The organism is Allokutzneria sp. A3M-2-11 16, assembly GCF_024213555.1.
Lineage (GTDB): Bacteria > Actinomycetota > Actinomycetes > Mycobacteriales > Pseudonocardiaceae > Allokutzneria.
In genome coordinates this window covers 152,307-167,186 of the sequence record NZ_JANAVO010000002.1, presented here as the reverse complement: position 1 = coordinate 167,186, position 14,880 = coordinate 152,307, and the positions used below count along the sequence as shown (strand labels likewise).

The 14,880-nt window shown below is 71.0% G+C and carries 14 protein-coding genes and 1 pseudogene; 9 read left to right on the top strand and 6 right to left on the bottom strand.

All coding sequences use genetic code 11. The features are described 5' to 3' along the window. Positions 1-160: 160 nt before the first annotated feature. Complete coding sequence (locus NLX83_RS18860) at positions 161-979, bottom strand: peptidylprolyl isomerase (RefSeq protein ID WP_254236397.1); 819 nt, start codon at positions 977-979, stop codon at positions 161-163. A 138-nt stretch (positions 980-1,117) separates the two neighbouring features. Here NLX83_RS18860 and NLX83_RS18855 point away from each other — a divergent pair, with 138 nt between their 5' ends. From NLX83_RS18855 to NLX83_RS18840, 4 genes and pseudogenes are all read left to right on the top strand, one after another. Continuing rightward, positions 1,118-1,807 carry an MBL fold metallo-hydrolase gene (locus tag NLX83_RS18855; protein ID WP_254236925.1) on the top strand — a complete coding sequence of 230 codons (690 nt, stop codon included), beginning with the start codon at positions 1,118-1,120 and terminating at the stop codon, positions 1,805-1,807. Next, positions 1,808-2,419, top strand: coding sequence for a hypothetical protein (locus NLX83_RS18850; RefSeq protein WP_254236396.1), 612 nt, complete (start codon positions 1,808-1,810; stop codon positions 2,417-2,419). A 39-nt stretch (positions 2,420-2,458) separates the two neighbouring features. Beyond that, the gene (locus NLX83_RS18845; protein WP_254236395.1) at positions 2,459-3,499 is read left to right on the top strand and encodes an Rv2578c family radical SAM protein; all 1,041 of its coding nucleotides are present in this window, start codon (positions 2,459-2,461) and stop codon (positions 3,497-3,499) included. Between the two features lie 90 nt (positions 3,500-3,589). Then, positions 3,590-4,501: pseudogene (locus NLX83_RS18840) on the top strand (RNA polymerase sigma factor); the annotation flags it as partial. Here NLX83_RS18840 and NLX83_RS18835 read toward each other — a convergent pair. From NLX83_RS18835 to NLX83_RS18815, 5 genes are all read right to left on the bottom strand, one after another. After that, entirely contained in the window at positions 4,498-5,040 is a 543-nt protein-coding gene (locus tag NLX83_RS18835; RefSeq protein ID WP_254236394.1) for a GNAT family N-acetyltransferase, read from the bottom strand. The pseudogene NLX83_RS18840 and the gene NLX83_RS18835 overlap by 4 nt on opposite strands. A 203-nt stretch (positions 5,041-5,243) precedes the next feature. Beyond that, a complete protein-coding gene (locus NLX83_RS18830; protein WP_254236393.1) occupies positions 5,244-6,293 on the bottom strand; it encodes a hypothetical protein in 1,050 nt (349 codons plus the stop codon). 144 nt (positions 6,294-6,437) lie between these two features. Continuing rightward, positions 6,438-7,196: a beta-galactosidase gene (locus NLX83_RS18825; RefSeq protein WP_254236392.1), complete on the bottom strand. Its 759-nt coding sequence runs from the start codon at positions 7,194-7,196 to the stop codon at positions 6,438-6,440. A 37-nt stretch (positions 7,197-7,233) separates the two neighbouring features. Then, complete coding sequence (locus NLX83_RS18820; RefSeq protein ID WP_254236391.1) at positions 7,234-7,587, bottom strand: hypothetical protein; 354 nt, start codon at positions 7,585-7,587, stop codon at positions 7,234-7,236. A gap of 93 nt (positions 7,588-7,680) precedes the next feature. Further along, positions 7,681-8,697, bottom strand: coding sequence for an ArsR/SmtB family transcription factor (locus NLX83_RS18815; RefSeq protein WP_254236390.1), 1,017 nt, complete (start codon positions 8,695-8,697; stop codon positions 7,681-7,683). 298 nt (positions 8,698-8,995) lie between these two features. Between NLX83_RS18815 and NLX83_RS18810 the strand changes: the two genes are divergently transcribed. From NLX83_RS18810 to NLX83_RS18790, 5 genes are read left to right on the top strand one after another with little or no spacing between them, the layout of a single operon-like run. Beyond that, the gene (locus NLX83_RS18810) at positions 8,996-9,619 is read left to right on the top strand and encodes a TetR/AcrR family transcriptional regulator (RefSeq protein WP_254236924.1); all 624 of its coding nucleotides are present in this window, start codon (positions 8,996-8,998) and stop codon (positions 9,617-9,619) included. Then, positions 9,616-10,407 (top strand): TIGR03084 family metal-binding protein, encoded by a 792-nt coding sequence (locus tag NLX83_RS18805; RefSeq protein ID WP_254236389.1) that lies wholly within the window; start codon positions 9,616-9,618, stop codon positions 10,405-10,407. Before NLX83_RS18810 ends, NLX83_RS18805 begins: the two co-directional genes overlap by 4 nt. Then, on the top strand, positions 10,404-12,137 hold the full coding sequence (locus NLX83_RS18800) for an acyclic terpene utilization AtuA family protein (RefSeq protein ID WP_254236388.1): 1,734 nt from the start codon (positions 10,404-10,406) through the stop codon (positions 12,135-12,137). Before NLX83_RS18805 ends, NLX83_RS18800 begins: the two co-directional genes overlap by 4 nt. Next, the gene (locus tag NLX83_RS18795; protein ID WP_254236387.1) at positions 12,134-13,276 is read left to right on the top strand and encodes an acyl-CoA dehydrogenase family protein; all 1,143 of its coding nucleotides are present in this window, start codon (positions 12,134-12,136) and stop codon (positions 13,274-13,276) included. The genes NLX83_RS18800 and NLX83_RS18795 overlap by 4 nt, the downstream gene beginning before the upstream one ends. Then, positions 13,273-14,871, top strand: a complete 1,599-nt coding sequence (locus NLX83_RS18790; protein WP_254236386.1) for an acyl-CoA carboxylase subunit beta — start codon at positions 13,273-13,275, stop codon at positions 14,869-14,871. Before NLX83_RS18795 ends, NLX83_RS18790 begins: the two co-directional genes overlap by 4 nt. The last annotated feature ends 9 nt before the right edge of the window (positions 14,872-14,880 follow it).

Genomic DNA, 14,880 nt, shown 5'->3' with positions numbered 1-14,880 from the left:
GAAAAAGCATGATCGCGGCGGCGGATGAATCGCAGGGAATTGGACCGTAGCGGACGGATCGGCGGTATCCATACCGCCACAAGCGTGTCTTTCCGTTGCTTCTCGCGCAATGACAAAGGGCCCGTCCGATCAATTCGGACGGGCCCTCGTCATGAGGTGGTCACGCCACGGTGGCCTTGGTGAACTTGACTTCCTTCTTCGGCTTGCCGCCGCCCGGGTTGGGGTCGAAGGAGCCGTCGTGCCCGGCGCGGGCGACCTCGTCGACGAGCTTGAGGCCGTCCTCACCGATGGTGCCGAAGACGCTGTAGTCCGGGCTCAGCGCGGCGTTGCCGTAGACGATGAAGAACTGGCCGCCGGTGCTGTTCGGGGCGTTGGTCTTGGCCATCGCCAGGTAGCCGCGGCCATAGGTCAGCTCGGGCCAGACCTCCTCGGCGAAGGCGTAGCCGGGACCGCCGGAGCCGTCCGGGTTCGGCGCGCCGCACTGGAGCATCTGCAGGCCCTCGGTGCTGATCCGGTGGCACACCGAGTCGTTGTAGTAGCCCTGTTGGACCAGGCTGACCATGCTGTTCACCGCGCACGGCGCCAGGGAGCGGTCCAGCGTCAGCGGCAGGGTGCCGACGTTGGTCTCGACGTTCACCTTCACCGTGCCGGTCGAGGAGACGTCCTTGCCCTCGGGGGCCTTCGCGCCCTTGGCGGCGGGCTCGCCCTGGGTGGGCTTGTACTCGCAGTTCACCTTCTGGGGCAGCGGGCTGGGCCGGGCAGCGGGCTTGGCGAGCTCGGTCGGGATCTCCAGCGGCTTGGCCTCCGGCTCCGGCGGCGTCCTGGTGACCCAGAAGATCAGCGCGACGGCCAGGACCGTTCCGCCGATGGCGGACCCGACTCCGATGACGCGGCGCCGCTTGGCGCGCTGGGCGCGACGCTCCAGCTGACGCGCCAGCTTCCGCTTCGCGGCCTGGCGGCGCTGCTCGTTGCTCGGCACAGTGCTCCCTCCCGAGGATCGTGCGTGACGGGGCAGTCTAGGGAACACGGTGTGAACCCGGTGTGGCACGCCGCCCCGTTAGGCTGACGCCGAAATTCTCTCTTGTCCGCGAACACCGCTTTCCCGGAGGTCTCCACTGTGCTCGTCGCAGGCTTCCCGGTCGGCGCGCTGCAGGCCAACTGCTTCCTGCTCGCCCCGGCCGAAGACGCCGACTGCGTCATCATCGACCCAGGTCAGGACGCTGTCGAACCGATCGAGGAGGCCTTGGGCAAGCACCGGCTGACCCCGGTGGCCGTGCTGCTCACCCACGGCCACTTCGACCACGTCTTCTCCGCCGCCGAGGTGTGCCGCGCGCACGGGGTGCCCGCCTGGATCCACCCGGCGGACCGGCCCATGCTGGCCGACCCCGGGCGCGCCCTCGGCCCCACGGCCACCGCGCTGTTCGGCGGCCGGGTCGAGATGACCGAACCGGACGAGGTCCGCGAGCTCGCCGGGGGCGAGGTGCTGGAGCTGGCGGGGCTGAGCTTCACCGTCGACCACACGCCGGGGCACACCGAGGGCTCGGTGTGCTTCCGCATCACCACCGAGGAGGGCGGCAGCCTGCTGTTCTCCGGCGACACGCTCTTCGCGGGCTCCATCGGGCGCACCGACCTGCCCGGTGGGGACACCGAGGAGATCATGCGCTCGCTGAAGGAGAAGATCCTGCCGCTGTCCGACGACACCGTGGTCCTGCCCGGACACGGGCCCGCGTCGACGATCGGCAGGGAGCGCGTGACCAACCCGTTCCTGTCCGGCGGTGGCGCGTCGTTCCCCACCAGGGGGTTGTGAGTGGTTCCGCTCGATCTCCTCTCGCCGGAGCTGGCGCGCAGGCGCGCGCTGGTGGTGGGGCTGACCGGTGGTCTGGTCGCGGCACTGCTCGGCGTTCTGGTCGCGCTGCTCCTCGACGCCACGGCCGGGCTAGTGCTGTTCGTGGTGCTCGCGCTCCCGCCGTCGCTGCTCGCCTTCGCGGAGTCCCGCAAGCGCAGCTGGCTGGACGGCCGCGTGCTCACCGTGCGCGGGCTGGGCACCACCAGCGCCGACCTCGCCGAGGTCACCGACCTGGGCGTGCTGGTCAGCCAGGCGAAGGGACTGCGCACGGTCAGCCTGCTGGTCACCGCGGGCGGCAAGACGATCTCCGTCGCGCTCGCGATCTACGCCGAGGACCGCCTGCGCGAGCTGGAGCCGCTGGCGCTGCGCAAGCTCGCCGACGCGCTCAACGCCACGGGGCAGCCCCACGCGCTGCTGTTCGCGGAGCTGCTGGTCGCGCAGTTGCGCGCGGAGGCGAGGGAGGCCGCGCTCGACGAGCGGCCGCTGTTCACCCTCGCGGCGGCGGCCGAGCCCGGCAAGCTCGCGCAGCGGATCGCTCCCGAGGTGGTGTCAAAGCTCGTCGCCTCCCTCTGAGCCTTGCGGCGTGTTCGAACACATGTTCGAATCATAGCCATGAGGTGGGACAGTCAGCGAGACGACCGGATGAACGCGACCCTGCCGGGGCTGGAGTACTCCACCACCCCGACGCCGGGCTTCGCCGATGTCACCTTCCACGAGGTGCGGGCGAAGTCGGTGCTGTCCAAGGTGGCGGGCGGCTCGTCGATGCCGTTCGGCTGGACGGTCAACCCGTACCGGGGGTGTTCCCACGCCTGCACCTATTGCTTCGCGAGGGATTCGCACACCTACCTCGACCTCGATTCCGGCCGCGACTTCGACACCCAGGTCATCGTCAAGGTCAACGCGCCCGAGGTGCTGGCCGCGCAGCTGCGCTCGCCGAGGTGGGCGCGGGAACACGTGGCGATGGGCACCAACACCGACCCCTACCAGCGCGCCGAGGGCCGCTACCAGCTGATGCCGGGGATCATCCGGGCACTGGCCGACGCGCGGACGCCGTTCTCGATCCTGACCAAAGGGACGGTGCTGTCCAGGGACATCCCGCTGCTGGCCGAGGCCGGTCAGCGGGTGCCGATCGGGATCGGGGTGTCGATCGCGCTGCTCGACCGCGACCTGCAGGCCTCGCTCGAACCCGGGACGGCCAGCCCGCAGGCGCGGCTCGAACTGGTCCGGCGGGTGCGCGAGGCCGGGCTGCCGTGCGGTGTGTTCGTGGCCCCGGTGCTGCCCTGGCTGACCGACTCGGTGGCGCGGATCGACGACCTGCTCGCCTCGATCCGCGACGCCGGGGCGACCGGGGTGACCGTGCTGCCGCTGCACCTGCGGAAGGGCGCGCGCGAGTGGTTCTTCGCGTGGCTGGCGCGCGAACGCCCGGACCTCGTCGCCGGCTACCGCCGCGTCTACGCCAGGGGCAGCTACGCCGACCCGCGGTACCGGAGCTGGCTCGGCGAGCGGGTGGCGCCCTTGCTGCGCAAGCACGGGCTCGCCCAGGGCATGGGCAGGTCCAGCGCGGGCGACGTCGCTGACCTGTGGCCGGAGGGGGCGTTGCCGGAGGCGCTCAACCCGGCGGCCGTGCGGCAGGAGCAGCTGACGCTCCTGTAGTCCCCTGTGGTTTTCCACAGCAACCCCGGTGGTTTTCCGCAATGCCCACCCCCACCCGCCCCACCTAGATTCGCCGATGTGACCACCGCGACGGCGACACCGGACCTGATCCGGCTCTTCTTCAACGAGATCGGCAAGGTCGGCCTGCTCCGCGCCGAGGAGGAGGTGGAGCTGGCCAAACGTTTCGAGGTGGGTCTGTACGCGGCGGAACTGTTGCGCGGCAACGACAACCGCCCGGTGCGCGAGCGCGCCGAGCTGCGCTGGCTGGAGCGGGACGGGCGGCAGGCGAAGCGACAGCTGCTGGAGGCGAACCTCCGCCTGGTGGTCTCCCTGGCCAAACGACACACCGGCCGGGGTATGCCGTTGCTGGACCTGATCCAGGAGGGCAACCTCGGCCTGATCCGCGCGGTGGAGAAGTTCGACTACCGCAAGGGGTACAAGTTCTCCACCTACGCGACGTGCTGGATTCGCCAGGCCATCAGCCGCGCCATGGCGGACCAGGCCCGCACCATCCGGATGCCGGTGCACCTCGTCGACTCCCTCAACAAGATCAAGCGTGTCCAGCGCGATCTGCTGCAGTCGCTCGGCCGCGAACCGACGCCGGAGGAGGTGGCAGCGGAGGCCGGGTTCACCGTGGAGAGGGTCGAGGAGATCCGGCGATGCGCCCTCGACCCGTTGTCACTGGACATGCCCGTTGGTGAGGAAGGGAGTTCACGGCTGGGCGACTTCATCGAGGACCCCCGCGCGGTCGACGTCGTCGAACTCCTGTCCTCGGAGCGGATGCGCAAGCACCTGAACGCCGTCGTGGACACGCTGTCAGAACGCGAGGCGGGGATTCTGCGCCTGCGGTTCGGCCTCACCGGTGGCCAGCCGCGGACGCTGGACCAGGTCGGCGCGGTCGTCGGCCTGACCCGCGAACGCATCCGGCAGATCGAGATCAGGGCACTGTGCAAGCTGCGCCACCCCTCGCGGTCACAGGCCCTGCTCGCCCACCTCGACTAGGCCCCGGCCTCGCGTGCCCGCCAGTCCCGCGCGAGCAACCCGAACAGGAGGTCGTCAGTCCATTCGCCCTTGAGCCACGTGAACTCCGGCCGGTGACCTTCCCGCCGGAAACCGACCCGTTCCAACAGGCGAGCCGACGCGGTGTTCCGCGCGTCGCACTCCGCCGAGACCCGCCGCAACCCTTGGGAGACAAGGAGGTGATCCACGACGCGTGATACCGCCTCGGTCGCGTAACCGCGCCCCTGGTGTTCCCGGGCGAAGGTGAAACCGATCTCCGCCTGCATGCGGTTCTCGTGCAGGTTCACCCCGACGTCCCCGATCAGCGCACCGGTGCCGCGCAGCTCCACCGCGTACTGGAACCACCCCGGCGCGTCCGCGGTGAGCCCGGTGAACTCGTCGACCAGCTCGCCTGCGTCCATTGTGGACAGTGTTGTTTCCCAGGACTGGTAGCGCGCCACCTCCGGGTCCGACCGGTAGGCGCGGAACACCGCGACGTCATCACCTCGGAAGCGCCGCAGTTCCAACCGATCGGTCAGCATGCGCCCAGTATCCCCGTAGCTCAGGGGTCGCTGAGGTGTCCACCCGAAACATCAACGGCGCAGCCGAGAGAACCCCGTTTCGTACTCATAGCGGGAAAAAGAGCGCTCCCAAAGCCCGCTAAGAGTACGAAACGGAGGTTCTCTGGCCACTTCGGCGTGGGATGAGGGTGTGTGTGGGTGGGTGGGGGATGGCGGGGAAGGAGCTAGATGGTCCAGCGGACGGCGTGTCCGCCGGAGCTGCCGACCACCACGCCCGGAGCGTTTACCGCCGTCGCGAACGTGATCGTGCCCGCGCCGGCGTTCGGCAGCGCGCCGAGGTCGACGGCGGCACCGTTCGCAGACCAGTGCGCGGCGGTGTAGCGGCCATCGGCGTTCCGGGACTCACCGACAACAGTGCCCGCGCCATGGACACCACCGGCGGTGACGGCGCGGGCTTCGCTCGGAGCGCCGCTCGTGCCGGGCAGGGCGCCGAGGTCGGTCACCGTGCCGTCCGCGTTCCACCGCACCGCGTGGTGCACGCCGCCGCGTCCCGGGGTGTAGACCCAGATCCGGCCCGCGATGGCGCCGTTGTTGATGCCGCGCGCGTCGCTCTGCGCGCCACCGGGCAGCGACGGCAACTCCGTCACGCTGCCGTCCTCACCCCAGCGCACCGCGCGGGTGGAGCCATCCGGGCGGCTGGACCAGCCCACGACGACCTTCTCGTAGCTGATGCCCAGCGCCCTGCTGGCCACATCGCCCGGAAGCTTGCCCAGCTCGGTGACCGTCCCGTCCGGCGCCCACCGGACCGCGCGACCGGTGCTCGCGGAGTAGTCGTCGGAGCAGTGCCCGGCGACGAAGCCGTGCACGTCGACCGCTTCTGCCGTGCAATAGGTGGTTCCGGGCAGGCTCGCGAGTTCGGTGATCGCGCCGTCCGGCGACCATCGCACCGCGCGGTAGCCCTTCGGCGACGAGGAACGCCCGACGACGGTGCCGTCCCAGGCGATCGCGGTCGCCCTGCTTCCCGTGTCCCCCGGCAGCGTGCCGAGGTCGGTGACGGCGCCGTTCTCGGCCCAGCGCACCGCGTGCGCGCTGGTTCCGGTGTTGGACCAGCCGACTGCGACGCCGTGGTTGTTCACGCCCCAGGCACCACTGCCGGAACCGCCCGGCAGTTCGGCCAGCGCGGTGACCGTGGGCCCCGCCTCGGCCACGGCCGGTACACCCAGCGCGAACACGCCGGCCGCGACGAATGCGCCCAGCTTCTTTCCGATGCTCACAGTGCGAATCCCCCTTGCGAGGTCGTGGCACCCGCCACGATCCGTGCTCAGGTTAGACAGGCGGACGTCAAGCGGTGAAAGGAAATACGGAGGGTCACTCATCGGCTACGGAGCTGCACGGGGCTCTTCGTGATGTCGATGGGCTCACCAAGGTTCACGAGCCGGCGCTCGCCGTCGAGGGTGTGCACGACGCCGACGCCCGGTGGCACGGGAACGCGTGCGGTACCGCGGTCGGTCCACCAGATCCGGAGCTCCGCACCGTCGCGCCGGAATCGGCACTCCCAAGCGTTGTTCGGCAACGCGGCCTTCTCCCCCTGCCCGCAGAACGTGTTCTGCGTCCGGTCCAGCTCCTGCACGTGCAACCCCACCTTCGTCGGATGGCCGCCGTGCGGCTGCAACGTGATCGGGAGCTTGTCGCTGCCCCAGTTGTAGAAGTAGACCCTCCGATACTCGGCGTAGAGTGAAGCCCTGCCCGGTGTTCCACAGCGGCGGCACCCAGCGGGCCGAGCGGTAGAGGGCCTGATCGACGCGGGAGGCGAGCTCCACCATCGTCTCGACGGTCCCGCTGTACCCGGCTTCGACGTTGGCCGCGTCCCACACCTCGTACGCCTGGATCCGGCCGCGGTAGCGCGTCGCCACTGTGTGGACGTAGCCCTCCCACACCGCCAGATCGTCCGGCGCGCTTGTGCGCGGCCGCTCGAAGAAGTTCATCTCCGGCCCGTCCGGGCTGGCCCACCCCGGCGTCCCGCTCAGGGTGAACAGCAGCGAGACCCCGGCTCGCTCCGCGGGCTCGACGTGCCGGTCGAGCTTCGGCCAGTCGTAGACCCCGCGCTGCGGCTCCAGCTTCGACCACCGGCTGCCCGAGTTCCACAGGCGCAGCCCGCCGACCTCGAACCCGGGCATCTCCCGCGACGCGGCGTTCTTGGTGACGCCGATGAACTCATCGGGTACCGGGAAGGGCCTGTTCGTCCAGATCGGAACGTTCTCGGCGAAATCCGCATCGGGGGCGACGTGCGGTGTGCTCGCCCCGCCGCCAGCAGCAGCACCGCGAGCACGATACCGAGACCGAGCAGTGAACGGCGCCGCCCGGCAGGCGGAAGTGGTTGTGCTGCAAGGGTTTCCTGCTCGACTTCGGCTTCGGGAAGCTGGCCTGTTCCCAGAGCCGGTAGAGCTTGGACAGTTCCCGCTGGTCGGCCCCGTAGCTGTGGCCGCTCCTGTGTTTGAGGTCGTCGAGCAGTGCCGCCAGGGCCTGCCCCGCGCGCACGTCGCCCTTCCCCTCACCCGAGTCGGTCACGCGGTTCCCAGTCTCCCAGCAGCGTGGCTTTTGCACGAGGCCGCAAAAGGGTCGCGGCGCGGTCGGCGCGGACGACAGGGTTGTGCCGTCCCGCTAGTCGATCAGCCGGTGTGGGTTCGGTTCTGGGGGGCCGAATCCACATCGGCTGATCACCTCGCCGCCCAGCGGTGTGATCCGGTGCAGCACGATGGCCGCCTGCCGCTGGCTGGTCAGCAGCCCGGCGTCGCGCAGCGCCGCGGTGTGCCTGCTCACGGCGGCGGGCGAGATGCCGAGACGCCGGGCCAGCTCACCGGTGGTGCTGGTGTCCGTGGAGGCGTGCAGCACCGATGCGCGGGTGCGTCCCAGGAGGGCCGTGAGCGCGGCCTGGTTCGTTGGCCTGCTGTCGGCGAGGTCGTGCGACACGGGGTAGACCAGCGTGGGCGGCAGATCCGGGTCGGCGAACGTGACCGGCGTGCCCCAGCAGAAGTACGAAGGGACCAGGCGCAGGCCCCGGCCGTCCAGGTGAAGCTCCCTGGTGACGGGGTAGTCGGCGGAGAGCACCGGCGGGTCCCAGCGCAGCACCGGCCGCAGGGAGTGCAGCAACCCGTGGCTGCCCCCGTCGCACGCGGCGCGCGCCCGGATCGACCGGTCGGCGTCCACGTGCGTGTGGACCTCGCGCACGTGTGGGGCGACCAGCGCTTCGTGCGCCCGCCGCAGCGCTTCGCTCAGCATCCGGGCCCGGCGCCGGTCGCCCCCGCACAGTTCGTCGGTCCACCGCGGCAAAGGACGGACCGCGGAGAGCCGCGTGATCTCCGCCCGGAACCGCTCCGGCGCCGTGTCCTCGACGGCGGCCAAGCCGTCATCCAGGCCGCCATCGGCCTCCGCCGGGGTCAGCAGATCGGGGAAGTAGTTGCCCGGCGCGGCGAGCGCGTGCAGAAAGTGCAACGGCGCCTTGACGTCACGATCACGAAGCTTCCGCCGCGCCGCCGTGCGCCACGAGGTGAACGCGGGGAGGTGCCGCCCGGCGGGCCCGAGCATGTGCAGGCTCAGCACCGTTTCCCAGAGCGGGTCGGGTGCCGCGGCCACCCGCGTGAGCGCGAGATCGCGGTCGGTGAAGTGGATGCGCAACATCGGTCCCCCAGATTTCCGCGTGCGGCACAGCTTCACCAGGGGCGGGCGGGCCCGCAACCGATTCCGGCGTACGCGGGAAGGTGAGACAAAGAGTGTGATCTGACCTGCTGGGACACCGGCTCGTGAGACGCGGGAAACCGGGGCTGGCCGCGCTCCGGACACGCCAGGGAAACTAACAAGCAGGCTTGACTGTTTGTTAGTCGGAGGTGAGACTCGGTTCGTGCCCGAGACCGCGACCACGCCCGCGTCCACCCGGCAGCGCCAGGCCGACCGCAGCCGGGAGACCAGGCGAAAACTCATGGCCGCCACGGTGGAGTGCCTGGTGGAGCGGGGCTGGGCGGGCACGACGACGACCCTCGTGGCCGAGCGCGCCGGGGTGTCGCGAGGTGCCCAGCTGCACCACTTCCCGACCCGGGCCGAGCTGGTCACCGCCGCCGTCGAGCACGTGGGCGCCGAGAGCGTGCAGGTGCTCCGCGACCGGGCGGCCGAGATCAGCGGCACCGAGGGGCGCACGGTCGCCGTGGTCGGGCTGATCGCCGATTTCTTCGCCAGCCCGCTGTTCACCGCCGCCCTGGAGCTGTGGGTGGCCGCGCGCACCGACGCCGAGCTGCACAAGGTCGTGCTCCCGCTCCAGGCCCGCCTCGGCCGGGAGACCCACCGGCTCGCGGTGGAGCTGCTCGGCGTCGACGACTCCGACGCCGCGGTGCGGGTGGCCGTGCAGACCACGCTCGACCTGGCCCGCGGGCTCGCGCTGGCCGCGCAGCTCGCCGACGACACCCGCCGCCGCGGCCGGATCGTCCGGCACTGGGCGCGGACCCTCGACCGGGAGCTCGCCCACGCCACCGCGCACAAGCGCGCCGATCAGCAGCGCTCCGAAGACTCTGCAGTCTCTGAAGACTCCGAAGACGAGGGGAACCGATGACGGACCTGATCGCGCTGTCGGCCGACCTGCGTGCCGAGGGCGACGAGCTCGACGCCCTGGTCGCGGCGCTCGACGACCGGGGCTGGCGCACGCCCACGCCCGCCGAGGGGTGGACTGTCGCGCACCAGGTCTCCCACCTCGCGTGGACGGACCGGCTGTCCGTGCTGTCCATCCGCGACCCGGAGGCGTTCACCGCCGAGCTGGGCGACGCGCTGGCCGACCCGACCGGTTTCGTGGAGGCCGGGGCCGCCGAAGGCGCGGCCGAGGACCCAGCCGAGCTGCTGCGCCGGTGGCGCCGGGGGCGCAGCGAACTGACCGCGGCGCTCGCGCTCGCCGATCCGGACGCCAAGCTGCCCTGGTTCGGCCCGCCCATGAAACCGCGGTCGATGGCCACGGCCCGGATCATGGAGACCTGGGCGCACGGTCAGGACGTCGTGGACGCGCTCGGTGTCTCCCGCGGCCCCACCGCCCGGCTTCGGCACATCGCCTACCTTGGCGTGCGCACGAGGGGATTCGCCTTCCAGGTCAACGGAACGGCCGCACCTGAGGACCCGGTCCGGGTGGAGCTGACCGGACCGGAGGGCGCGGTCTGGTCGTGGGGCCCGGAGGACGCGGAGCAGCGGGTCACCGGCTCGGCGCTGGACTTCTGCCTGCTCGTCACCCAGCGGCGCCACCTCGATGACCTCGATGTGACCGCGACCGGCGAGGTGGCGCGGACGTGGCTGGGCATCGCCCAGGTCTTCGCCGGACCACCCGGGGGCGGCCGGGCGGCAGGGCAGTTCTCATGAGCACCGGTCCCATGAACTCCGGCTCTCCTCTCCTCATCGGCAATGCCTCGGGCTTCTACGGGGACCGGTTCGACGCGGTGCGCGAGATGCTCGACGGCGGCCCCCTGCACGTGTTGACCGGCGACTACCTGGCCGAGCTGACCATGCTCATCCTCGGCCGGGACCTGGTGAAGGACCCGAAACTGGGCTACGCCAAGACATTCCTCCGTCAGATGGAGGCCAACCTCGGGCTGGCCAAGGACAAGGGCGTGCGGATCGTCGCCAACGCGGGCGGCCTCAACCCGGCCGGGCTCGCCGCCGCCCTGCGCGAGCTCGTGGACCGGCTCGGCCTCGCGGTGTCGGTGGCCCACGTCGAGGGCGACGACCTGCGTGGGCGGGCCACCGAACTGGGCCTGTGCGAGCCGGGCCAGGCGGAACCGTTGACCGCCAACGCCTATCTCGGCGCATGGGGTATCGCCGAGTGCCTGCGAGCCGGTGCCGACGTGGTGGTGACCGGGCGGGTCACCGACGCGTCCCTGGTGGTCGGACCCGCCATCGCGCACTTCGGGTGGGACGCGCGAGACCTGGACCAGCTCGCCGGGGCGACCGCCGCGGGTCACGTCCTGGAGTGCGGGGCGCAGGCCACGGGCGGCAACTACGCGTTCTTCACCGAGATCGCCGACCGCGACCGCCCCGGGTTCCCCATCGCGGAGCTGCACGCCGACGGCAGCTCGGTGATCACCAAACACCCGGGCACCGGGGGCGCGGTGACCGTGGACACCGTTACGGCGCAGCTGCTCTACGAGATCGGTGGGGCGGGCTATCCCGGACCGGATGTGACCGCTCGCTTCGACACCGTGGAACTCACCCAGCAGGGCCGGGACCGGGTCCGGATCTCCGGAGTCCGCGGTTTCCCACCTCCTTCCACCCTGAAGGTCTGCCTGAACACGGTCGGGGGTTGGCGCAACGCCACCACATTCGTCCTCTGTGGACTCGACATCGAGGCCAAGGCCGAACTCGTCCGGGGTCAGCTCGAATCGGCGATCGGGGCGGACGGCCTGACCTGGACACTGGCCCGCACCGACCACGCGGACGCCGACACCGAGGAGACGGCGAGCGCCCTGCTGCACGCCACCATCAAGACCACGGACCCGAAGCGGGCCAAGGCTTTCTCCCGCGCCGCCGTCGAACTCGCGCTCGCGTCCTATCCCGGGTTCCACGTCACCGCTCCACCCGCTGACGGCACGCCGTTCGGCGTGTACCGCGCCGGTTACGTGTCCAGGAAGGACGTCTCGCACGTCGCCGTGCTGCCGGGCGGCGCCCGCGTCGAGATCGTCGAGGTCGGCCACGACCAGCCGGACTGGGTTCTCGCCTGGGAGGACGAGATCCCGCCGTCACCACCGGAACCGACGACCGCGGCCCCCTTGGGCACGGCGTTCGGCGCGCGCTCGGGCGACAAGGGCGGCGACGCCAACCTCGGCGTGTGGGCCCGGTCCGACGCGGGTTTCCGGTGGCTGGTGCACGAACTGACCGTGGACCGGCTGCGCCACCTGCTGCCGGAGGTGGCCGACCTGGAGGTGGAGCGCCACCAGTTCGCCAACCTGCGCGCGGTGAACTTCGTCGTGCACGGGTTGCTCGGTGAGGGCGTCGCCTCCTCGACCCGGTTCGATCCCCAGGCCAAGGCGTTGGGGGAGTGGCTCCGCGCCCGCGTGGTCGACCTGCCCGCCTCGCTGCTGAAGGGGGAGCGATGAGCTTCGAAACCCCGGAACGGCAAGCACTTCGGGGCTCCGTGCGCGCGTTCGTGGAGCGCGAGGTCCGGCCACATCTGCCGGACTGGGAACGGGCAGGCGAGGTGCCGCGTTCCCTGCACCGCGAGGCCGCCGGAGCGGGCCTGCTCGGCATCGGCTTCGACGAGGAGGTCGGCGGTGACGGCGGCGACCTTGTCGATGTCTCCGTGGTCACCGAGGAGCTGATCCGCGCGGGTGGCTCCTCGGGACTGGTCGCCGCGCTCTTCACGCACGGCATCGCGTTGCCGCACATCGCCGACGCGGGCGGGGACGACCTGGTCGACCGGTTCGTGCGACCGACCCTGGCCGGAGAGTTGATCGGAGCGCTGGCCGTGACCGAGCCGGACGGTGGGTCCGACGTCGCGGCCCTGCGCACGCGCGCGGTGCGCGACGGTGACCACTTCGTGGTGAACGGGGCGAAGACCTACATCACCTCCGGTGCCCGGGCGGACTTCGTCACCACCGCAGTCCGGACGGGCGAGCCCGGCTACGGCGGGGTGAGCCTGCTGGTGGTGGAACGGGGAACGCCGGGGTTCACCGTCAGCCGCAGGCTGGAGAAGATGGGCTGGCACTGTTCGGACACTGCTGAGCTGTCCTTTGTGGACGCTCGTGTGCCGGTGCGGAACCTCGTCGGCGCGCAGGACAGCGGGTTCGCGCACCTCATGCGCCAGTTCCAGGTGGAGCGGCTCAGCCTCGCCGTGCAGGCGTACGCGACCGCGGAACGGTGTCTGGAGCTGACCCTGGCGTGGGTCCGCGACCGCTCGACGTTCGGCAGGCCGCTGGTGAGCCGCCAGCTGGTGCGGCACCGCCTGGTGGAGATGACCCAGCAGATCGAGCTGGCCAGGACCTACGTGCGCGCTGTGGTGCTGGCCGTCGCGGAGGGCGGGGAGGCCGTCGCGCGGGTGTGCATGGCGAAGAACGCCGCCGTGCGCGCGTGCGACTTCGTGGTGGACGCGGCCGTGCAGCTGCACGGCGGTTTCGGGTACATGCGGGAGGCCGAGGTGGAGAGGCATTACCGGGACTCCCGGATCCTGGGCATCGGCGGCGGGGCGAGCGAGGTGCTCGCGGACCTGGCCGCCCGGCGGATGGGGTACACGGCGTGACCGTTCTGAAGTCCACAGTGGACACACATGATCCCGGGCACCTGGCGCGCCGGGAAGCCATGCTCACCAAGCTCGACGAGCTGGCCGCGGAACACGCCAAGGCGCTGGCGGGTGGCGGGCAGAAGTACGTCGACCGGCACCACAAGCGCGGGAAGCTGCTGCCCAGGGAACGCATCGAGCTGCTGATCGACGAGGACTCCGCCTTCCTGGAGCTGTCCCCGCTCGCGGGCTGGGGCACCGACTACACGGTGGGCGCGAGCGTGGTCACCGGCATAGGCGTGATCTCCGGTGTCGAGTGCCTGATCGTCGCCAACGACCCGACGGTGCGCGGCGGGGCCAGCAACCCGTGGACCCTGCGCAAGACCTTCCGCGCCACCGACATCGCCATGGCGAACCGGCTGCCGGTGGTCAACCTCGTGGAGTCCGGCGGCGCCGACCTGCCGAGCCAGAGCGAGATCTTCATCCCCGGCGGCAGGCTCTTCCGCGATCTCACCAGGGCGTCGGCGGCCCGGGTGCCCACGGTGACTCTGGTCTTCGGCAACTCCACCGCGGGCGGCGCCTACGTGCCCGGCATGAGCGACTACGTGGTGATGGTCAGGGAACGGGCCAAGGTCTTCCTCGGCGGGCCGCCGCTGGTGAAGATGGCCACCGGCGAGGAGTCCGACGACGAGTCGCTCGGCGGGGCCGAGATGCACGCCAGGACCTCCGGCCTCGCCGACTTCCTCGCCGAGGACGAGCCGGACGCGCTGCGCGTCGGCCGCCGCATCGTGGCCCGGCTGAACTGGCGCAAGCACGGGCCGGGCCCGGTGGCGCCGGTCGTCGAGCCCGCGCACGATCCCGAGGACCTGCTGGGCATCGTGCCGACGGACCTGCGCGAGCCGTTCGACCCGCGCGAGGTGATCGCCCGCCTGGTCGACGGGTCGGACTTCGACGAGTTCAAGCCGTCCTACGGCACGAGCCTGATCACCGGATGGGCCTCGCTGCACGGCTATCCCCTCGGCATCCTGGCCAACGCCAGGGGGGTGCTGTTCAGCGCCGAGGCGCAGAAGGCGACGCAGTTCATCCAGCTCGCCAACGCCTCGGACACCCCGTTGCTGTTCCTGCAGAACACCACCGGCTACATGGTCGGCAAGGACTACGAGCAGGCCGGGATCATCAAGCACGGCGCGATGATGATCAACGCGGTGTCCAACAGCACGGTCCCGCACCTGACCGTGGTGATGGGCGCGTCCTACGGCGCGGGCAACTACGGCATGTGCGGCAGGGCCTACGACCCCCGGTTCCTGTTCACCTGGCCCAACGCAAAGTCCGCGGTGATGGGGCCCGCCCAGCTGGCAGGGGTGCTCTCGATCGTGGCGCGGCAGGCCGCGGCCGCCAAGGGACAGCCCTACGACGAGCAGGCCGACACCGGGCTGCGGGCGATGGTCGAGCAGCAGATCGAGGAGCAGTCCCTCGCCCCCTTCCTGTCCGGCCGCCTCTACGACGACGGCGTGATCGATCCCAGGGACACCAGGACCGTTCTCGGCATCTGCCTCTCCGCGATCCACAGCGCGGACGTGGCAGGTGCCGAGCGGTTCGGCGTGTTCCGGATGTGAGGAGCGACA